Annotated in this window: 13 protein-coding genes; 8 read left to right on the top strand and 5 right to left on the bottom strand. The window is 69.8% G+C overall.

Translation table 11 applies throughout. The features are described from left to right. Positions 1-73: 73 nt before the first annotated feature. On the top strand, positions 74-892 hold the full coding sequence (locus ACFWNN_RS13630) for an SAM-dependent methyltransferase (RefSeq protein WP_382440208.1): 819 nt from the start codon (positions 74-76) through the stop codon (positions 890-892). Positions 893-1066: 174 nt separating this feature from the next. Continuing rightward, positions 1067-3082 carry a putative bifunctional diguanylate cyclase/phosphodiesterase gene (locus tag ACFWNN_RS13625; RefSeq protein ID WP_382440207.1) on the top strand — a complete coding sequence of 672 codons (2016 nt, stop codon included), beginning with the start codon at positions 1067-1069 and terminating at the stop codon, positions 3080-3082. A gap of 78 nt (positions 3083-3160) precedes the next feature. On the opposite strand, the gene ACFWNN_RS13620 is transcribed toward ACFWNN_RS13625, so the two are convergent. Together ACFWNN_RS13620 and ACFWNN_RS13615 are read right to left on the bottom strand one after the other, a co-directional pair. Further along, on the bottom strand, positions 3161-4156 hold the full coding sequence (locus tag ACFWNN_RS13620) for an alpha/beta hydrolase (protein ID WP_382440206.1): 996 nt from the start codon (positions 4154-4156) through the stop codon (positions 3161-3163). Between the two features lie 17 nt (positions 4157-4173). Next, positions 4174-5487: a cytochrome P450 gene (locus ACFWNN_RS13615; protein WP_382440205.1), complete on the bottom strand. Its 1314-nt coding sequence runs from the start codon at positions 5485-5487 to the stop codon at positions 4174-4176. Between the two features lie 167 nt (positions 5488-5654). On the opposite strand from ACFWNN_RS13615, the gene ACFWNN_RS13610 reads away from it, so the two are divergent. Next, positions 5655-6470: an SAM-dependent methyltransferase gene (locus tag ACFWNN_RS13610; RefSeq protein ID WP_382440204.1), complete on the top strand. Its 816-nt coding sequence runs from the start codon at positions 5655-5657 to the stop codon at positions 6468-6470. Between the two features lie 168 nt (positions 6471-6638). Next, positions 6639-8687, top strand: coding sequence for a putative bifunctional diguanylate cyclase/phosphodiesterase (locus ACFWNN_RS13605; RefSeq protein WP_382440203.1), 2049 nt, complete (start codon positions 6639-6641; stop codon positions 8685-8687). Positions 8688-8735: 48 nt separating this feature from the next. Here the strand turns inward: ACFWNN_RS13605 and ACFWNN_RS13600 are convergent, their stop codons facing one another. Then, on the bottom strand, positions 8736-9683 hold the full coding sequence (locus tag ACFWNN_RS13600) for a chitinase (RefSeq protein WP_382440202.1): 948 nt from the start codon (positions 9681-9683) through the stop codon (positions 8736-8738). A gap of 956 nt (positions 9684-10639) precedes the next feature. On the opposite strand from ACFWNN_RS13600, the gene ACFWNN_RS13595 reads away from it, so the two are divergent. Continuing rightward, entirely contained in the window at positions 10640-13777 is a 3138-nt protein-coding gene (locus tag ACFWNN_RS13595; protein WP_382440201.1) for an ATP-dependent helicase, read from the top strand. A gap of 97 nt (positions 13778-13874) precedes the next feature. After that, positions 13875-17234: an ATP-dependent helicase gene (locus ACFWNN_RS13590; RefSeq protein WP_382440200.1), complete on the top strand. Its 3360-nt coding sequence runs from the start codon at positions 13875-13877 to the stop codon at positions 17232-17234. Positions 17235-17237: 3 nt separating this feature from the next. Here the strand turns inward: ACFWNN_RS13590 and ACFWNN_RS13585 are convergent, their stop codons facing one another. After that, positions 17238-17777: a hypothetical protein gene (locus tag ACFWNN_RS13585; protein ID WP_382440199.1), complete on the bottom strand. Its 540-nt coding sequence runs from the start codon at positions 17775-17777 to the stop codon at positions 17238-17240. Positions 17778-17853: 76 nt separating this feature from the next. Next, positions 17854-18234 (bottom strand): hypothetical protein, encoded by a 381-nt coding sequence (locus tag ACFWNN_RS13580; RefSeq protein WP_382440198.1) that lies wholly within the window; start codon positions 18232-18234, stop codon positions 17854-17856. A 62-nt stretch (positions 18235-18296) separates the two neighbouring features. Here ACFWNN_RS13580 and ACFWNN_RS13575 point away from each other — a divergent pair, with 62 nt between their 5' ends. Together ACFWNN_RS13575 and ACFWNN_RS13570 are read left to right on the top strand one after the other, a co-directional pair. Beyond that, positions 18297-19730 (top strand): M20/M25/M40 family metallo-hydrolase, encoded by a 1434-nt coding sequence (locus ACFWNN_RS13575; protein ID WP_382440197.1) that lies wholly within the window; start codon positions 18297-18299, stop codon positions 19728-19730. After that, the gene (locus ACFWNN_RS13570) at positions 19727-20770 is read left to right on the top strand and encodes a potassium channel family protein (protein ID WP_382440196.1); all 1044 of its coding nucleotides are present in this window, start codon (positions 19727-19729) and stop codon (positions 20768-20770) included. The genes ACFWNN_RS13575 and ACFWNN_RS13570 overlap by 4 nt, the downstream gene beginning before the upstream one ends. Position 20771 lies beyond the last annotated feature (1 nt).

Here is a 20771-nt window from a genome sequence, read left to right as displayed (position 1 = left end):
TGCGCGGGCCGCTCGGGTGACTAGAGTCGTGCGTCTTCCCCGGACAGCCACGAAAACCGAAGAGGTGTTCCCCGTGGCAGAGACCCAGAACTGGGTTCCGCTCGGCATCGACACGACCGTCCCGAGCATGGCCCGCGTCTACGACTACATCCTCGGCGGCGCCCACAACTTCGCCGCCGACCGGCAGGTCGGGTCCCAGATCGAGAAGCTCGTCCCCGGACTGCCGAGCGTCGCCAGACTCAACCGCCGGTTCCTCGGCCGGGCGGTGAACTTCCTGATGGACCAAGGGGTTCGGCAGTTCCTCGACATCGGGTCTGGCATCCCGACCGTCGCGAACGTGCACGAGGTCGCGCAGACCAGGGACCCGGACGCCCGCGTCGTCTACGTCGACAAGGACCCCGTCGCGTTCGCCCACAGCCAGTTGTTGTTGGCTGACAACGAAAACGCTGCCATCGTGCAGGCCGACATGCGCGATCCGGAGGCCGTGCTGTCGAGTCCCGAGGTCGCGCGGCTGCTGCGTCTCGACGAACCGGTCGGGCTGCTGATGCTGCTCATGCTGCACTGGGTGCCCGACGAGGACAGCCCCGAGAAGCTCGTCGCCCACTACCGCGACGCCCTGCCCGCCGGCAGCTTCGTCGCGATGACGCACGTCGCCAAGGACCAGATCGACGAGAGCGTCGACCAGGCCGCCGCGGTCGTGAACCAGAGCAGGTCAGCGGACCAGATGCACATGCGGACGCACGCGCAGGTCAGCGCGTTGTTCGACGGGTTCTCGCTGGTGGAGCCCGGTCTCGTCGGCTGTGGCGAGTGGCGCCCCGACGGACCTGGCGACTTCGCGGACGAGGCGTCGATGAACATGTTCTTGTACGCTGGGGTCGGTCGTAAGGACTAAAACCACGCTGTAGTGTCGGAGGATCACACGGTTGGCGCAATGGGCGTCGACTGCCGGTAGGTAAACTGCCGGACACTCTCCAACCCATACAGGGCAACGGGAATGACGAAACCAAGCCGAAGACCCGATGCCGCTCCACTCACGGACACCGCCGCCGTCCGCGCGCGAGAAGCCTTGTCGCGCAAGTGGAGCTACCTGCTCAGCAGCGTCGTCGTAGTCGCGCTGAGCAGAGATGAGCTGGACGCCGAACTGGGCGCTCAGCTCGACGCATTGTGCGCGGCGCTGCACCACGAACCGTTCGACCCTGCTCCGTTCGAGGAGGTGGGCGAGCGGCTCGTCGCTCTCGGCTACGTCAACGAACCCGGGCTCAAGCGCACGGTCGACGTGCTGGGCAAGGGTTTGCTGGCGTTGCAGGAGTTCCGGGAGACCGACCAGCACACGGTCCGCGTCGTCGGCGGCATCGGTGCGCTGGCGTGCGGTTTCGTCGCGGCACGGGCCCGCGCGATCCTGGACCAGCAGGAGAGCATGCAGCGGTCGCTGCTCAAGGCCGCCCACGACGCGCAACGGGACCGGCGCCAGAGCGAGGCGAAGTTCGCGGGCATCGCGTCCTCGTCCACCAACGGCGTCCTGATCGTCGGCCTCGACGGCAGGCTGGCCTGGGGCAACGACTCCATCGGCGCGATCATCGGACGTCAGCCGGAACCGGGCACCCGCCTGGTCGAGCTCATCGCGCCGACCTCCATCGCCGTGTTCCGCGAGATGATGGAACGGGTGCTGGGCGAGTTCGGTGAGTTCGAACGCGAACCGATGCAGATCGTGCGCGCTGACGGGGAATTCGCCAAGGTCACGCTCACGGCGTCCCTGCTGCGCGACGACGACGGCAAGCCCAGTCACGTCCTGGTCATGGCCGATGACGACACGGAACTCGCTCTGTTGCAAGGAGAACTGCGCCGGCAGTCGCTGCACGACGTGCTGACCGGCCTGCCGAACAGGCAGTTCTTCACCACCCACCTGGAGACCGCGCTGCGCCGGGCCGACCCCGCGCTCGGCGTGACGATCTTCCACCTCGACCTCGACGCGTTCGGCCTGGTCTGCAACAGCCTCGGCGCACGGGTCGGCGAGCACCTGCTCCAGCACGTCGCCCGCAGGCTGCGCGCGGTGATGTCGAACGAGAAGTCCATGGTCGCGCGGTTCGACGGCGACGAGTTCGGCATCCTCGTGGAGAACACCCCGCAGACGCCGGACATCGCGACCACGATGGCCACCATCAACGCCGACCTCGGCGAACCGACCTATGTGGACGACCACGGCCTGGCGGTGTCGGTCAGCGCGGGCGTCGTGCACAAGCCGTCACCCGACGTCGACCCCGTCGAACTGCTGCGCACGGCCGACCTGGCGCTGCGACAGGCCAAGCGCGACCGGCGCGGTCAATGGGAGTTGTTCCACACCAACGAGGACTCCACCGGACGCCGGGACGCGGCACTCGCCGTGGTCATGCCCGGCGCGTGGGAGCAGGGCGACATCGGCGTCGTCTACCAGCCCGTCCGCGACCTCGCCACGGGCGCGCTCGCGGGCGTGGAGTCGTTGCTGCACTGGGAACTCTCCGACCGGTGCGCGGCGCTCGCCGACGAGAGCGGCCTCATCCTGCCGATGGGCGAGTGGCTGCTGCGCATCGCCGCGGGCCAGGCCCAGTGGTGGCGTCAGCGCGGCGAGCTCGACCAGCAGTTCGGCGTGCGGCTCACGCACCACCAGGCCACCGACGCGGACCTGGTGTCCCGCGTGGCGAAGGTGCTGGAGGAGACCGGGATGCCCGGCGAACGGCTGACGCTCACCATGCCCGTCGGCGTGCTGGGCGTGGCCGACGCGGCGGACAACCTCGGCACCCTCGCGGACATGGGCGTGCGGATCGCGCTCGACGACTTCGGCCTGGGGCCGCGCGACCTGGTGTGGCTCACGGACCTGCCGATCGTGTCCGTGCTCGTGCCGAAAGACCTGGTGCGGCGGCAGGATCCGCGGTCCACGGCGTTGATCCAGGCCGTGCACGACGTGGGCGTGAACCTCTGCGTCGACGGCATCGAGACCGCCGAGCAGGCGAATTGGTGGGCGGAGGCGGGCGCCGACCTCGCGATCGGCCCGCACTTCGGCGCACCGAAGGACGCGGGGGAGTTCCTCCGCACGCTGCGGGACTGAGAGGGGGAGCGTTGTCTCGCAACGCTCCCCGGACCGCGACGCTGGGAACGCTGCCCTGCAACGTTCCCAGCGTCTTGCCTAGATGCTCCGCTGCCAGGCGACCAACGCCGCGTGGTAGGCGTCGGCGCTCTTCGTGTCGAAGTTGAACACGTGCCCGTACCCGTTGACGACGTACCCGTCGAGGCGCGGTGCGCTGGGGTAGAAGGGCTTCTCGGACCTGACCAGTGCCGGCGCGGACGAGCAGTCGGCGCCCAGCGGCGGGGTGCCGCAGAAGTAGTCGGCTGAGGTCTGCATGGTCATCACCGGCACGTCGATCGCGGCGCTGACCGGCAGCACCAGGTTCGACATCAACGCCGTGGTGACGAACTCACCGGCGGACACGACGTCCTTGTTCGCCTCGTCCCAGGCGGTCACGGCGGCAACCTCGGGGCCGGGCGCGTGGAACATGCGGTAGCGGCTGCCGGCCACCGTCGTCAGGTAGCCGACGTCGAGACCGCGCAGGCCGAGCTTCAGGTCGAGCGGCGCGGGGATGAGGTTCGTCAGCGCGGGAACGGCCCTGACGTAGTCCCACTGGTGCGTCATGCCGGTGACCAGGACGCCGTCGACGTCCTTGTACGTGCCCGCCTCCGCCATCGCGATGGCCGAGCCGATGGAGTGGCCGCCGACGATCACCTTCGTGAACCGCGGCCGCAGCTTCTCGATGACCTGGTGCACCGCCTGGGCCTGGTTCGGCACGTCGACCAGGATGCTCAACGGCTTGGTGGACTTGCCGGAACCGATGCGGTCCACGGCCATCGTGGCGATGCCCGCGCCGTTCATCGCGCGCGTGACCGACCGCTTGTCGCCGTCGACCGGGATGTCCCAGTAGCCGCTGGTGTACGTGCCGCCGGGAACGAGCACCTGCAACGTCTTCGCGCCCTGAGGCACGCACAGACGGCCGTACATGGTCTGCCTGATGAGTCCGAACTGGACGGGGGTGTAGACGTCCTCGCAGCTCGTCTGGGCGCTCGCCGGCGTGGGAACCGGTATGAGCGCGGCGAGCAGCACGGCGGCACAGAGCCGACGGAAACGCATGGGGGAACAACCTCCAGCTAGCGGGGGACGACCTTCATCATCAGGTCGTTGGGGTAGGCCGCGTTGGTGAACCTGGTGCGCACGGGCCGGTCCGGGACCAGCCGGTAGCGCCGGCAGACCGTCGCCACCACGATGGCGATCTCGGTCAGGGCGAAGTGGTTGCCGATGCACTGGTGGATGCCGCCGCCGAACGGCACGAAGGCGCCCTTGGGCAACTCCTTGGCACGCTCGGGAATCCACCGGTCCGGGTCGAAGCGCTCGGGGTCCGGGAAGTGCACGGGGTCGTGGTGCATCGTGTGCGGGCTGAGGATGACCTCGGTGCCGGGCGGCAGGACCGCACCGCCGAGCTCGACCTCCACGGCCGTGCGGCGCATCACGAGCCACAGCGGGTACTTCCGCAGCACCTCGGTCGCCACCCGCCCGAGGTAGGGGAGTTTCGAAATGTCGTCGATCGTGACTTCCCGATCTCCCAACACTTCTTCGAGCTCCGCCAGCACCTGTCGTTCGACGTCGGGGTTGGCGGCGATCTCGTGGAAGATCCAGGCGAGCGCGAGCGCGGTCGTCTCGATGCCCGCGGTCAGCAGCGTGATGACCTCGTCGAAGACCTGGTCGCCGGTCATGGGTTCGCCGGTCTCGGGGTCGCGCGCCATCAGCAACGTCGACAGCAGGTCGCCGTGGTCGGTGTCGTCACCGCGGCGGCTCTCGATCACCTCGGTCACGATCGCGCGCATCCGGGCGATGGCCTCGTCGAACTCGCGGTTGGCCGGGATGGGCAGCTTCTCCACGAACCCCGGCGAGAGCGCGCGCATGAGGCCGTTGCGGATGATCACGAAGACCGAGCGGCGGGCCTCGTCGATGGCCTTCCGGCCGATCTCGGTGGAGAACAGCGCCTCGCCGACGATCGTGACCGCGAGCCCCTGCATGTCGGCTTCGAACTGCCTGACCTCACCGGGCTGCCAGCCGTCCACGACCTCGGTGGCGGCGCGGCGCATGATCTCGGCGTACCCGGCGATCCGGTCGCGGTGGAACGCGGGCTGCATCATCCGGCGCTGGCGCAGGTGGAACGCTCCGCTCGACACCGCGAGGCCGTTGCCGACGAACGGGCGGAACTTGTCGTACATCCGGCCCTTGTGGAACTTCGACGCGTCGGTGACCAGCACCTGGTGCGTCACCCGCGGGCTGGCGGCGAAATAAGCGCGTAAGGGACCGAGGTGGACTTCGACGAGATCGCCCTGACCTCGTAAATTCCCGGTGAAAGCGAATCTCTTCCGCAGCATCGGCACGGTGTGCCCGAGAAATGGCAGCCGACCGGGTGCCACCGGGACGGACATCGTCGCTCCTACGCGAGGCGGAAAGAGATCGAGTCACCCTATGAGTCGTTCGGTTGAGAGTGACAGTGCCCGATCGGGTGGCTTGCGTTCACACGTGCGGCGTAACCATGTCCGGTTTGTGCGTGACTAAGCTAGTGCGTCCGCAACCCGATAGAGGTGGGGTCGTCGTGTCCGACGGGCAGAACTGGATTCCGCAGAGCGTAGACGTCTCGGTGCCGAGTGTCGCGCGGGTGTACGACTACCTGCTCGGGGGCGCGCACAACTTCGCGGTCGACCGTCTGATGGGCGACAAGGCCGAGGAGATGATGCCGAACTCGCGGAGCGCGGCCCGGCTGAACCGGGCCTTCCTGCGCCGCGCGGTGCGGTTCATGACCGACCAGGGCGTGCGGCAGTTCCTCGACATCGGCTCGGGCATCCCGACCGTGGCCAACGTGCACGAGGTCGCGCAGGACGAGGCTCCGGAGTGCCGCGTCCTGTACGTCGACCGCGACCCGGTGGCCGTGGCGCACGGCGAGCTCATCGTCGCCGGCAACGACAAGGTCGGCGTGCTGCAGGCCGACATGCGCGACCCGGAGAGCATCCTCACGAGCCCGGAGGCGAACCGGCTGCTCGACTTCGATCAGCCGATCGGGCTGCTGATGCTGTTCATGATCCACTGGGTGCCGGAGGACGCGGACCCGCAGGGGCTGATGAAGCGGTACCGCGAGGCGTTGCCCAGCGGGAGCTTCCTCGCGATCTCGCACATGGCCGGTGACCACGTGAACGACGAGGCCAGGAGCGTCACGGACCGGTTGGCCAAGTCCGGCGGCGACGCCGTCACCTATCGTGATCGGTCCGAGATCGAGGGCTTCTTCGGTGATTTCGACCTGGTGGAACCGGGTCTGGTCAAATTCGCCGAATGGCGACCTGGTGGCCCCGGTGACATCTCCGACGACCCCGCGGTGAACAACGTCGCGTTCGCGGCGGTCGGTCGAAAGCCATAGAAGATATCGATAGAGTGAAGTCGATTCACGCTGCCGGTTGAGGTGGGATCGACGCTGCGTGGGTAAACTGCCGTACCTCAAGAGCCCATTGCGAGGCAGCCCCGAATGTCCAACCCGAGTCGAATAACTCGTGTTACGCCCTCGCCGCAGGACAATGCCAGGGCGCGGATGACGCTTGCCCGGAAATGGTCGTACAAGCTGCTCGGCGCCGTCGCCATTCCGATGGGCCGGGACGACCTCGACCAGGAGCTGGCGCTCCGGCTCGACGCGTTGTGCTCGATGCTGCACGCCGAGCCGTTCGCGACGACCCCGATCGAGGGTGCCGGCGCGGATCTGGCCACGCTCGGTCACCTCGGCAAGCACGGTCTGCGCTGCACCGCGGAGGTGCTCGGCAAGGGCCTGCTGGCGCTGCCCGAGTTCCAGCCCGTGTCGCAGTACGCGGAACGGATCGCGCTCGCCATGGGTGCGCTCGGCGCCGGTTTCACCGCGGCCAACGCGGAGTCCGTGCTGGCGCAGCAGGAGAGCATGCAGCGGTCGTTGCTCAAGGCCGTCCGCGACGCGAACTGGAACCTCAAGGAGAGCGAGGCCCGCTTCAACGAGGTCGTCACGTCGTCCACCAACGGCGTGCTGATCACCGACCTCGAAGGCAGGCTCATCACCGTCAACGAGGCCATCGGCGAGATCCTCGGCCGCACGCCGGACGAGCTCGTCGGCACGCCGTTGCTCGACCTGATCGAGCCCGCGTTCACCGAGATGCTGCGCGAGGCGATGACCGACCTCGCCGCCGGTGCCGTCGACCGCGTCCAGCAGTCGCAACGGTTGCTGCGCCAGGACGGCGAGTCCGCCCGCGTGACGGTGACGGCGTCGTTGCTGCGCGGCGCCGACGGCAAGCCGAACCACTTCGTCGTGGTGGTCGAGGACGGCACCGAGCTGGAGCTGCTGCAGAGCGAGCTGAAGCGGCAGTCGCTGCACGACCCGCTGACCGGGTTGCCGAACCGCCAGTTCTTCACCACGCAGCTGGAGACCGCGCTGCGCAAGGCCGATCCCGAGCACGGCATCACGGTCTTCCACCTCGACCTCGACGCGTTCGGCATGCTGCGCGACAGCTTCGGCGGCCGCGTCGTCGAGCGCTACCTCCAGCACGTGGCCGGACGGCTGAAGGCGTTGCTGGCGGGCGAGAAGGTCATGATCGCGCGGTTCGGCGGTGACGAGTTCGGCGTGCTGCTGGAGAACACGGCGGCCACGCCCCGCATCGACACGATCATGAAGAGCATCAACGAGGACCTGATGTCCGAGCCGACGTACGTCGACGGCCACGGGGTGTCGGCGTCGATGAGCGCGGGCGTCGTGCACCGGCCGGGGTACGACCAGGAACCGCTCGACGTGCTGCGCTCGGCGGAGAGGTCGTTGCGCCGCGCCAAGAAGGGCAGGCGCGGCCAGTGGGAGCTGTTCCACGCGGGCCAGGACGCCGAGGAACGCCGCGACGACGCGCTGGCCGTGGCGATGCCGGCCGCGTGGGAGAACGGCGACGTCACCGTGCGGTACCGGCAGATCGTGCGACTGTCGACCGGTGAGGTCTCGGGCGTCGAGGCGGAGTTGTTCTGGGACACCGACTCCGGCCCGCTGGACCACGACCGGTGCGCCGGGCTGGCCGAGCAGACCGGCCTGATCCTGCCCCTGGGCGGCTGGCTGTTGAAGGTCGCCGGTGGTCAGGCCGCGTGGTGGCGGCAGCGCGGGCAGTTCGACCTGCCGCTGGCCGTGCGGCTCACCGCGCACCAGGCGTCCGACGCGGACCTGGTCTCGCGCGTCGTGGAGGTGCTCGACGAGATCGGCGTGCCATCGGAGATGCTGATGGTCAGCGTGCCCGGTGGCGTGCTGACGCTGCCCGACGCCGTCGACAACCTCGCCGTGCTGACCCGGATGAACGTGCTGACCGCGATCGACGACTTCGGCATGGGACCGCTGGACTTCGGCCTGCTCGCGTCCGACGTGCCGGTGCGCGCCGTGCGAGTGGCACGCGACCTGGTGGCGTCGCGATCCCCTTATGTGGCGGCGTTGTTGCCGTTGCTGCGCGAACGCGGCGTGCGGGTGGCCGTCGAGGGGATCGGGGACGCGGAGCAGGCGGCGTGGTGGCGTGACGCCGGTGCGGACTTCGCGACCGGAGACGCGTTCGGGGTTGCCCGTGAAGCCGGAGAGTTCCTGTTGGATCTCCGGTGACCGGACGGGGTCGGGGTCACGTCCGGCCACCGGAGGAGTTCTCGGTGTCTAGCCAGTGAACTTCGCCAGCGCCTTGGTGAATTCGTAGGTCTGCTGGTTGATACCGCTGCATGAGGAGCTCATGGCTCCGCAGTTACCGCGGTCGCGGTTCACGGCCCAGAAGCTGACCCGCGACAGGTGCTTCGAGTTCGCCCACGTGACGATGTCGCGGAAGTTCTGCGGGGTGACGGTCTCGCCGGTGTCGGTCTTGCCGTTCATCGACGACAGGCCGCTGCGCCGGTAGGCCGCGTCGTCGGTCAGCCCGAACGTCGACTTGACGTGGTTCTTCAGCCCGTCGACCGCGGACTTGGTGTACGCGAACATGTCGCCGCCGCTGCCCCAGTCGAACGGCATGACGGCCCAGGTGTCGATCGGCGCATTCAGTTCCTTGGCTCGCGTGACCAGCCGCTTGCCCCACGAGTTCGGGCCGGTGCGGTCCGTCGGCATGGTGATGACGGTCTTCACGCTCGGGTTGTTCTGCTTCACGATCTTGAGGGCGCCGAGCACGCGGTCCTGCGTGGTGTTGTTCTCGAACTCGGCGGCCTCGATGTCGATGTCGATCGCCTTGAGCTGGTAGGCGTCGATCACCTTCTGGTAGGCGCCGGCCAGTGCCGCGGGGCTCGAGCAGAACTGGCCGAGCTTGTTGCCGGACCAGCCGCCGATCGACGGCACCGCGTCGCCGCCGGCCGCTCGGATGTTGTTGATGAGGGTCTTGTCCGAGCCGGTGAGGCTGCGGGTGCCGTCCCACTTCGGGTTGCAGGTGCCGTCGCTCAGGATGAAGGCGAGGGTGAACGACTTGATGCCCGTCTGCTGCATCACCGTGGCGGGGTTCGGCTGGCCGCCCCACTGGTAGAGGTAGGGGGCTGCGAGTACCGGGTTGACGGCGGCCTGTGCGGTCGTGGGCAGCATGATCGCCGCGCAGGTGGCAGCGACTGCGCCGACTAGGAACCGCTTCATCAGTCCTCCAAAGACTGCTCGGTCCAGGGCGGCGGAGCTGGCAGTGAGGGGGCTCACAACGGTTCTAAAAGTGGACTAGACCACCTGGATCTGTCAAGAAGGTAGACGAAATCGGGTGGCAGCGTTTCGAAACTTGTCCGGTGGCCGGTTTGGGTCGCCTTGGGTCGCCTTGGGGTGGTGGCTGGGTTGGGGGCAAAGACGAACTGCGGACGAGCGTGGTCGAGTCATCGCCGCTGGCGCGTCGATAGAGATTGGGGCTTGACTTCGGGGCCCTTGCGAGGTGCTGATCGGCCGGAAAAGGCCGGGCTGAAAAGCGCCCGGCCGAGCTCTCGAAGCTAGCACCTCGCACCCAAAGTCAAGCCCCAATCTCTTTGCAGCGTGGGCACGTTGGCAGCGCACGTCACCGTTACCGCTTGACCGGAGCCAAGAGGTAAGGACGCCTCGCCTTCGGCATTGCGCTCGGGTCTTGGCCGGGCGCTCGGCTGCGCCATCGCGATGCTTGCGCTCAGACGGGCTCGCCTTCGGCATCGCGAGTCCTAAAGCCATTGGTACCCGGCAAGGCCCATCCGTCTTGCCTCACTCCGCCCCGCCCCGCCCTGGCCCCGCTGCGCCTTGCCTCGCTGCGCCTTGCCCCGCCTGGCCCTGCCCCGCCTCCGCCCTGCCCCGCCTCCGCCCTGCCCCGCCCGGCCCTGCCCCGCCTCCGCCCTGCCCCGCCTCCGCCCTGCCCCGCCCGGCCCTGCCCCGCCTCCGCCCTGCCCCGCCTCCGCCCTGCCCCGCCTCCGCCCTGCCCCGCCTCCGCCCTGCCCCGCCTCTGCCCGGCCCGGCCCTGCCCTGCCCCGCCTCTGCCCGGCCTTGCCCTCCACCCCCGGCTCGCCCTCGTCCCTGCCTGGCCCGGCATCGTTGCTGCTCCGGCGGGGTGTGGCGATCTTGTCGGTGGTGCGTGGTGGAATCGGGGGGTGGCACTTGCACCTCATCTGGTTCGCCGGAAGCCGGAGACGCGGCCGCGTCCTCGGTGGGACGCCGCTGCCCAGCGGGTCTTCGCGGCGGAGGGTTTTGTTCGCGTGCTCGGGGGGCCTGGTACTGGAAAGACGACGTTGCTCGCCGAGTTGGCTGCCCATGTGGTGTTGGAGGGTGGGGCCGATCCCGAGAACGTGTTGGTGTTGACGGCCAACCGGCGGGCTTCGGTGGCGTTGCGGGCTCGGATCACGCAGTTGTTGACCGGGCGGTTGTCTGCTGTTCGGGAGCCGTTGGTTCGGACTGTGCACTCGTACGCGTTCGCGGTGTTGCGGAACCAGGCTGTGTTGATGGGGGAGCCGCCGCCTCGGTTGTTGTCCGGGCCCGATCAGGACGCGATGGTTCGGGAGTTGCTGGCGGGCGACGTCGAGTTGGGGGCGTTGCAGTGGCCGGAGAGGTTGCGGCCTGCGCTGGAGTTGCCCGGGTTTGCTCATGAGCTGCGGGATTTGTTGCTCAGGGCTGCTGAGCGGGGGCTTGGGCCCGAGGATCTGATCGAGCTCGGGGAGGAGCACGGGCGGGACGTGTGGGTTGCGGCCGGGCGGTTCGGGGCCCAGTACGAGGCGGTCAACCTGTTGTCCGGGATGGACTCCGCCACGGCTTATGCGCCTGCTTACGACGCTGCCGAGTTGGTGTCGTCGGCTTATGCGGCGTTCGTGAACGACGAGGACCTGTTGTTCGCTGAGCGGCGGCGGATCAGGTACTTGCTGGTGGACGACGCGCAGCATCTGGATCCGATGCAGTACTCGTTGGTGCGGTCGTTGGGGTCGCAGGCCGCTCGGTTCGTGCTGGCCGGGGATCCGGACCAGGCGATCTTCACGTTCCGGGGGGCCGATCCGGAGATCCTCCGGGACGCGGACGGCGAGACCGCGGTGTTGAAGCAGTCGCATCGGATGATGCCCGAGGTTCGGGACGCGGTGGCGAGGCTCGCCGCGCGGTTGCCCGGGGCTTCGCCGGCGAGAGTGGTTGACCCTGTTGACGGTGAGGGGTCGGTGCAGGTTCGGTTGCTCGCTTCGTCCGCTCAGGAGGCGGCGTGGGTGGCGGACCAGTTGAGGCGGTCGCATCTGGCCGACGAGGTGCCCTGGTCGCAGATGGCCGTGGTGGTGCGGTCGGCGACGTTGTCGTTGCCGGTGTTGCAGCGGGCGTTGCTCGCGGCCGGTGTGCCGGTGTCGGTTTCGTCGGACGAGTTGCCGTTGGCGCAGCAGCCGTCCGTGCGGCCGCTGTTGGCGTTGGTCCGGGCCGCTGCGGCGCCTGGGTCGTTGGACGAGGACACGGCTTCGATGTTGTTGTCGTCCAGTTACGGTGGTGCGGATCCGTTGGCGCTGCGCAGGTTGCGGCGCGGGTTGCGCAGGCTGGAGATGGCCGCGGGGAACGATCGGCCCAGCGGCGAGTTGCTGGTCGAGGTCGTGGAGACGGGTGACCGGCTGGCGGCTCTGGAGGACGTCGAGTCGATGCCCGCTCGGCGGATCGGGCATCTCCTTGCGTTGGCGCGCAAGGCGATCGAGGCGGGCAAGTCCGTCGAGGTCGTGTTGTGGGACCTGTGGACGGCTACCGGGCTGCAGGAGCGGTGGGTGGCGCAGTCGGCCCGGCGCGGGATGCCCGGCATGCAGGCCGACCGGGACCTGGACGCGATCGTGGCGTTGTTCGAGGCCGCGGCGAAGTACGTCGACAGGTTGCCGGGGTCCGGGGCGGCCGGGTTCGCGGACTACCTGGAGTCGCAACGGATCGTCGGCGACACGCTGGCCGCCTCGGCGCCGACCGGCGAGGCGGTGTCGGTGCTGACGGCGCACTCGGCGGCCGGGCGCGAGTGGGAAGTCGTTGCCGTGCCCGGGGTTCAGGAGGGCAGCTGGCCGGATCTGCGGTTGCGCGGCACGGTGCTGGGTGTCGAACGCATGGTGGACGTGCTGGCCGGGCTGGAACCGTCGGTGTCCCAGGTGGCGCCGATCCTCGCGGAGGAACGCCGGTTGCTGCTGGTCGCGGCCTCGCGGGCGCGGTCCAAGCTGCTGGTCAGCGCGGTCAGGGGCGAGGACGAGCAGCCGTCGCGGTTCCTCGACGAGATCGAGTCGTCCGCTGAGGACGAACGCAAGCTGCACCGCCCGCAACGCGGGCTGGTGCTGGGCGAGCTCGTCGGCGAGCTGCGCAAGGTGGTCTGCTCGGACACCGAGTCGCCTGAACGCAGGGAACGGGCCGCCACCCAGCTCGCCAGGCTCGCCGAGGCGGGCGTGCCGGGTGCGCACCCGGAGTCCTGGTACGGCCTGGCCGAGGTGTCGGTGGACGCTCCACTGTGGACCGAGGACCAGAAGGTCAGCGTGACGCCCTCGACCATCGAGGTGATCACGAAGTGCCCGCTGCGGTGGGTCGTCGAACGGCACGGCGGCCAGGACCCGGCCGAGCTGGCCTCGGTCACCGGCACGCTGGTGCACGCTCTGGCGCAGGCGGCGGCCAGCGGCGCGGACTCCCAGCAGCTGCGGGTGAAGCTCGACGAGGCGTGGGCCGCGGTGGACGCGGGTGCGCCCTGGTTCTCCCGCCGCGAACGCCTGCGCGTCGAGAAGATGCTCGACACGTTCCTCGCCTGGCTGACCATGAGCCGCACCCAGCTCACCCAGGTCGCCGTCGAGGAGGAGATGGTCGTCGAGGTGCCCAAGCGCGACGGCGGGCCGTGGCTCCAGGTCCGGGGCCGCGTCGACCGGCTGGAACAGGACGAGAACGGCCGCCCGGTCGTGATCGACCTCAAGACCGGCAAGAGCCCGGTGTCCAAAGAGGCGTCGCAGGAACACCCGCAGCTCGCGGTGTACCAGCTCGCCTCGTCGCTGGGCGGCTTCACCCACATCGGACTCGGAACGGAGCCGGGCGGCGCGCGCCTGCTCTACGTGGCGAAGGAGGACAAGAAGACAGGAGCCGTCGAACGCACCCAGGCCCCGCTCGACGAGCAGGGTGTGCAGGCGTGGCTCGAGGTCGTGCAGGGCGCGGCGGAGTCCGTGCTCGGGCCCGAGTACACGGCGCGGGAGAACGCGGACTGCGACCGCTGCCCGGCGCGCACGACGTGCCCGGTGCACCCCTCCGGGCGTCAGGTGAGTGAGTAAGAGTCGTTGACCTGCGCGTTTCCTGAACCAGAACGGTCGGCGAACACACCGTCCCGGGTGGTGCGGGCGCGCACGGGCCGGGTAGGAAGATGTACTGGTGACCGTCAGCCCGTTTGAGATCGCTGAGGCGCTCGGGCTGAACAAGCCGACACCCGAGCAGGCCGAGGTGATCGCCGCACCCGCGCAGCCCGCGCTGGTCGTGGCGGGCGCCGGTGCCGGCAAGACCGAGACCATGGCCGCGCGGGTCGTGTGGCTGGTCGCGAACGGCCTCGTGCAGCCCGACCGCGTGCTCGGCCTGACGTTCACGCGCAAGGCCGCGCGTCAGCTCGCCGACCGCGTGCGGGCGAGGCTGCGCAGGCTCGCGGGATCGTCCCTGCTGGACGATCTCGACCCGAGCGGCGAGCGCAAGATGTCCGTGCTGACCGGCGAACCCGTGGTGCTGACCTACCACGCCTACGCGGGCCGCCTGGTCACCGAACATGGGCTGCGGCTGCCGGTCGAGCCCGGCGTCCGGCTGCTCACCGAGACGGCGTCCTGGCAGCTCGCGCACCGGGTCGTGTCGACGTGGGCGAAGGACCTCGACACCGACAAGGTGCCCGCGACGATCACGGGCTACCTGCTGTCGCTGGCGGGCGAGCTGGGCGAGCACCTCGTGACGCCGGACCAGCTGGAACAGCACGCGCACGAGCTCACGGCGTTGATCGAGAACGCTCCGCGCGCCCCGCGGCAACGGGACGCGCTGCCGGAGAAGCTCAAGGAAGTCGTTGCGGCGCAACGGCTGCGGATCGCGCTGCTGCCGTTGCTCGACGCCTACCAGCAACGCAAGCGCAAGGAGGCCGCGCTCGACTTCGCCGACCAGATGTCGCTGGCGGCGCAGCTCGCCCAGTTCGAGGAGGTGGCCTCGGGCGAACGCGAGCGGTACGGCGCGGTGCTGCTGGACGAGTACCAGGACACCGGTCACGCGCAACGCGTGCTGCTCAGGTCGTTGTTCGGCGACGGCAAGCCGATGCCGGTGACGTCGGTCGGCGACCCCGCGCAGGCCATCTACGGCTGGCGCGGCGCGTCCGCGGCGAACCTGCCGCGCTTCGCCGACGACTTCCCGCCCACGAAGAAGTTCGGGCTGCTGACCAGCTTCCGCAACCCGCCCGAGGTCCTCGAGCTCGCGAACGCCGTCTCGCTGCCGTTGCGCGAGGCCGGTCTGGACGTCGAGGAGCTGCGCGCACGGCCGGGCGCCGGACCGGGTGACGTCCGGCTCGCGCTGCACGAGAACATCCGCCAGGAGCTCGACTGGATGGCGGACAACCTCGCCGCGCAGTGGGAAGCGCACCTGGACGCCGAGGGCGTGCCGCCGACCGCGGCCGTGCTGGTGCGCCGCAGGTCGGACATGGCCGCCATCGCCGCCGCCCTGCGCGAACGCGGCCTGCCGGTCGAGGTCGTCGGGCTCGGCGGCCTGCTGGACGAACCCGAGGTGCGCGACCTGGTGTCCGCGCTGCGGGTCCTCGTCGACCCGCTGGCCGGCACGGCCGCCGCCCGCCTGCTCACCGGCTCGCGCTGGCGGCTCGCCGCCGTGGACCTGGCCGCGCTCTGGAAGCGGGCGCGTGAACTCGCCGGTGTCGCACCCCGGCAGTCCGTTGTGGACGATCCGCTGATGGTCCTCGCCGACGCGCTGCCCGGTGAGCACGCCGAACAGGCCGGCCTGGCCGACGCGCTGGACGACCCGGGCGACCCCGACGCGTACTCGACCGACGGCTACCGGCGCATCCGCAGGCTCGGCGGCGAGCTCGCGGCGTTGCGGCGCAGGCTCGACCAGCCGTTGCCCGAGCTCGTCGCCGACGTCGAACGCACCCTGCTGCTGGACATCGAGTCGATGTCGCGGCCCGGCATGGTCGGCCGCGCCCACCTCGACGCGTTCTCCGACGTCGTCATGGACTTCGCCGCCGCCTCGCCGTCCGCGACGCTGCCGTCGCTGCTCGACTACCTCTACACCGCCGAGCACGCCGAGGACGGCCTGGAACCCGGCGAGGTCGAGGTCTCCGAGGACCGCGTGCAGATCGTCACCGTGCACTCCGCGAAGGGCCTGGAGTGGCACATCGTCGCGCTGCCGCACCTGGTCCGCGACGTGTTCCCGGGCCGCAAGAAGTCCTCGTGCTGGCTCAAGAACGTCACCGAGTTGCCCGCCTCGCTGCGCGGCGACTCGGCCGACCTCCCGGTGCTGCGGCTGTCCGCGGGCTTCAACCGCAAGGAGGTCGACGAGGCCCTCGCGATCCACACCGAGGAGTTCGAGGAACGCCGGCTCGTCGAGGAACGGCGCCTGTTCTACGTGGGCGTGACCAGGGCCGAGCACAGCCTCCTCATGTCGGGCCACTGGTGGGCGGAGGCGGGCGACAAGCCGAAGGGTCCGTCGGTGTTCCTGCGCGAGATGCACGAGGTCTTCGAACGCGAGAACCCGCCCGGCGACATCAGCGCGTGGGCCCCGGAACCCGAGGCCGACACCCCGAACCCGCTGGCCGAGGACGTGAAGTCGTCGATCTGGCCCGCCGACCCGCTGGGCAAGCGCCGCGACGCCGTCGTCGAGGGCGCCGAGATGGTGCTGGCCGCCCTCGACCAGCTGCGCAACGCCCCGCCGGAGCCGTTGGCGTTGATCTTCGACGAACCGGCGGAAGCCGAGGTCGTGGACGAGGACTACCCGCCGCCCACCGACGAGCCCCCGGACGACGACTTCCCGCCGGAGCCCGAACCGCTGCCCGACGACGTGGTCCCCGACGACCCGGAGATGCCCGAGGAGGCCGACCCGGAGGGCTGGGCGAAGGACGTCGACGTGCTGCTGGCCGAACGCGCCGCGTCGCAGAACCGCCGCGAGCAGGTCCTGCTGCCCGACCACCTGTCGGTCTCGCAGCTCGTCGAACTGGCCAAGGACCCCGACCTGCTGGCCCGCCGCCTGCGCCGCCCGCTGCCGTTCCCGCCGAACCCGCTGGCCCGGCGCGGCACGGCCTTCCACACCTGGCTGGAGAACCGCTTCGGCGCGACCCGGCTGCTGGACCTGGACGAACTGCCCGGCGCCGGGGACGCCGACGCCTCACCGGACGCCGACCTCGAACGCCTGAAGGAGTCGTTCCTCGCGAGCGACTGGGCCGAGCGCACCCCGCACGACGTCGAGGTGCCGTTCGAGGCGGAGTTCGACGGCATCTCGGTGCGCGGCCGGATGGACGCCGTGTACCGGGACCCGGACGGCTGGACGGTCGTCGACTGGAAGACCGGCGCGGTGCCGGACGCCGAGGCGTTGCCGGCGCTGTCCGTGCAGCTGGCGGCCTATCGGCTGGCCTGGGCGGCGTTGATGAACGTGCCGCTGGAGCAGGTGCGGGCGGCGTTCCACTACGTGCGGCACGACCACACGGAACGGCCGGCGGACCTGCTCGACGAGCAGGGGTTGAAGGACCTGATCCGGTCCGTGGGCTGAGCTTCAGGCCTGCTGGCTGGAGCCTGCGGGCGCGTGCGACTCCTTGAGGACCCGTTCGTACAGGACCTCCAGCAGCCACCGCCCGAAGAGCGACGGCCCGAACTCCGGCGAGCGGTCCTCCGGCGGCACCATCAGGTCCGCGGTGGTGTCGTCGCCGACCACGACACCGATGCCGTAGTAGTCGAGCTCGATGTACGACCAGGCCTGGGACTCGTCGGTGCGGGGGAGCATCACCGCGCACGGGGCCAGGGTCAGGAGGGTGCCGCACGACTGGAGCGCGCGGTCCGTCGTGGACTCGCTCACCAGGACACCCACCAGCTCGACGGCGGCCACCGGGAGGCGGTCGTGCACGGCGGGCTCGAACCAGGAGCGGAACCACGACGGGTCGGCTCTGGGCGGCCAGCCGTTCTGGGTTCTCCACTCGTGCACGTCGGGGAGCAGGCGCACGACCGCGGACACCTGCTGGCCCAGGACGGCGACGTCGGGTACGACGACTCCGTCCCAGCCGAGCGCGGTGGCCGCGCGCTGAAGAAGCGTGTGCACAGGGCGCATCCTAAGGTTCCTCGCACGGAAAATGACAGCGTTTGCGGGGCACTTGGTTAAGGATTACCCAGGGTGGTCATGGGGACGCTTTCGCGACTTTCCACGCCCATGCGACGAGCGGGATCTGCAGGGGCAGACGGCCGTAGGCGATGGCGCGGGCTTTGGGGGATTTGTCCCGGAAATCCAGAGCCATTTTCACATTCGCCGGGAAGACGGCCACGAACAGCGCGGCGGCGGCGAATCCGCCCAGGCGGCGCGTGCGCGGGGTGGCGACGGCCGCGGCGACCGCGAGCTCCGCGACTCCGGACGCGTACGTCCACTGCCGCGGGGTGCCGGGCAGTGAGCGGGGAACGATCGCGTCGTAAGGCTTCGGCCTGGTGAAGTGGGTCGCTCCTGCCAGGCCCAGCAGCGCGGCCAGTGCCAGCGCCGACCGCGTTCGGGAACGGGTTGGTTCCATGGCGTCACCATGTCATGCCTACGCCGCGTAGGCGAGATGGGGCTGGCCTATTGTCCACGAGCGTGGCAGGTGATTCTCGTCATTCCGCACCCTCCGAACGCGCCGCCGTCGCCGCGCTGGCCGATTCCTTCGTGGCCGGCCTGTGCGAGTGGATCAGGATTCCCGGCATCGGCGTCGACCCCGCGCACCACGCCGACGTGCGGAGATCTGCCGAATGGCTGGCGGATCGGCTGACCGCGGACGGCTGGCCCGAGGTCGCGGTCTGGGGTGACGGACCGGCGCTTCCCGCCGTGTTCGCGTGCTGGCCCGCCGAAGATCCGCAGGCCCCTGTGGTCCTCGTCTACGGCCACCACGACGTGCAGCCCGTCGACCCGGTCGACCGGTGGGAGCACCCGCCGTTCGAGCCCGTGATCAGCGGCGACGAGCTCCTGGGGCGTGGCGCGAGTGACGACAAGGGGCAGGTCGCGATGCACCTGCTCGGCGTTCAGGCACATCTGGCGGCCACCGGACAGAAATCACCGGGCGTCACGCTGAAGCTGTTCGTCGAGGGCGAGGAGGAATCGGGGTCGCCGCACCTGCGAAAGCTCCTGGAAGATCATCGGGAATCGCTCGCGTGCGATCTCGTCGTGTTCACCGACACCGCATTGCACGAACGGGACGCGCCCACGGTGAACACCGGGCAGCGCGGTGTTCTCGGCGGTGAGATCACGTTCTTCGGCGGCACCGACGACGTCCATTCCGGACGCGCGGGTGGTGCCATTCCGAACCCCGCGACGGCACTCGCGAAACTGATCGCCGCATTGCACGACGACGACAACAAGATCCAGCTCGACGGTTTCTACGACGACGTCCGCGAACCGTCCACAGAGGAACGCGCCGACTACGCCTCGCTGCCGTTCGACGAGCAGAAGTGGTTGCGGCACAACGGCGGTGGCGCCCAGGCCGCGCACGGCGAGACCGGCTACAGCACCCTCGAACGGATCTGGGTGAGGCCCACCGCCGAGATCAACGGCATCAGCGGCGGCTACACCGGGCCAGGCCTCAAAACGATCATCCCGGCGTCCGCGACGGCGAAGATCAGCTTCCGGCTCGTGCCCGACCAGCACCCGGACCGGGTGCGCGAGCAGCTCAGCGCGTTCGTCGAGAAGCACACCCCGAACGGCATCCGCGCCGAGGTGAGCTTCCGCGGCGAGGGCGTGCCGCCGTACGCGATCAGCCCGGACGACCCGGCCAACGCCGCCGTGCGCGAAGCGATGGAATCGGCCTTCGACCAGCCGGTGAGGTTCGCGCGAGCAGGCGGTTCGGGGCCGGCGGCGGTGCTCCAGCAGTTCCTCGGGGTGCCCCTCGTGTACCTCGGCGCGACGTTGCCGGATGATCGCGTCCACGCGCCGAACGAGCGCGTAGTGGTGCCGTTGCTCCTCAAAGGCGCGGAGGCGGCTGCTCACCTGTGGCGGACGCTCGCCCGAGCGGAGATCGCGAAGAGGTTGTCCCGATGAGCTTGTCCGAGGAAGCGTCGCATTCGCTCGTCGGCGTGATCAGGATGCCGGACAAGGTCGAGAGCCCTGTCCGCGCGATCCTGAAGCGCGTCGTCGGCGCGATGGCGGCCCTGCTGCTCGCGGTGATGATCGTCTACCTGGACCGCGACGGCTACCGGGACGTGAACGAGGACGGCGTCTCGCTGCTCGACTCGTTCTACTACGCGACCGTCTCTCTCTCGACGACCGGCTACGGCGACATCACGCCCGCGTCGTCGTCAGCGCGCCTGGTCAACGTCCTGGTCATCACGCCGTTGCGCGTCCTGTTCCTGATCGTGCTGGTCGGCACGACACTCGAAGTTCTCACCGAGCGCTCCCGTCAGGCGTTGCGCATTCAAAAGTGGAGGCGGGTTGTGCGGGACCACGTCGTGGTCGTCGGTTACGGCACGAAGGGACGGTCCGCGGTCGCCGCTCTGCTCGGCGACGGCGTCGACCCTGGCTCGATCGTCGTCGTCGACACCGTGCAGGAGTCGCTCGACGCGGCCACGGCCAAGGGCCTCGTGGTCGTGCACGGATCGGGCACGCGCAACGACGTGCTGAGGGTCGCCGGAGCGGCCAGGGCCCGCGCCATCGTCGTGGCCCCGAACCGCGACGACACGGCGGTCCTGGTGACGCTGACCGCCCGCGAGCTCGCGCCCAAGGCGCAGATCGTGGCCTCCGTCCGGGAACGGGAGAACGAGCACCTGCTGCGGCAGTCCGGCGCGGACTCCGTGGTCGTGTCGTCCGAGACGGCAGGACGCCTGCTGGGCATGGCCACCGCCACGCCGTCCGTGGTGGCGATGGTCGAGGACCTGCTCACGCCCGACCAGGGCCTCGCGATCTCCGAGCGGGACGTGGAGCAGAGCGAGATCGGCGGCTCGCCGCGGCACCTGCCGGACATCGTGCTCGGCGTGGTGCGGGGCGGGACGTTGTACCGGGTGGACGCCCCCGAGGCCGACGCGATCGAGCCGGGGGACCGGCTGCTGTACGTCAAGAAGGTGACCCCGCCCGGCGAGGAGTGAC

It is taken from the genome of Lentzea sp. NPDC058450 (genome assembly GCF_042721395.1).
Classification (GTDB): Bacteria; Actinomycetota; Actinomycetes; order Mycobacteriales; family Pseudonocardiaceae; genus Lentzea.
This window is presented reverse-complemented; position numbering and strand designations above follow the sequence as displayed.

What these genes read in the sequence shown, in the direction of transcription:
- ACFWNN_RS13605 (WP_382440203.1), top strand. Translation starts at nt 6,639, where the DNA reads ATGACGCTTGCCCGGAAATGGTCGTACAAGCTGCTCGGCGCCGTCGCC.
- ACFWNN_RS13570 (WP_382440196.1), top strand. Translation starts at nt 19,727, where the DNA reads ATGAGCTTGTCCGAGGAAGCGTCGCATTCGCTCGTCGGCGTGATCAGG.
- ACFWNN_RS13600 (WP_382440202.1), bottom strand. Translation starts at nt 9,683, where the DNA reads ATGAAGCGGTTCCTAGTCGGCGCAGTCGCTGCCACCTGCGCGGCGATC.
- ACFWNN_RS13620 (WP_382440206.1), bottom strand. Translation starts at nt 4,156, where the DNA reads ATGCGTTTCCGTCGGCTCTGTGCCGCCGTGCTGCTCGCCGCGCTCATA.
- ACFWNN_RS13580 (WP_382440198.1), bottom strand. Translation starts at nt 18,234, where the DNA reads ATGGAACCAACCCGTTCCCGAACGCGGTCGGCGCTGGCACTGGCCGCG.
- ACFWNN_RS13615 (WP_382440205.1), bottom strand. Translation starts at nt 5,487, where the DNA reads ATGTCCGTCCCGGTGGCACCCGGTCGGCTGCCATTTCTCGGGCACACC.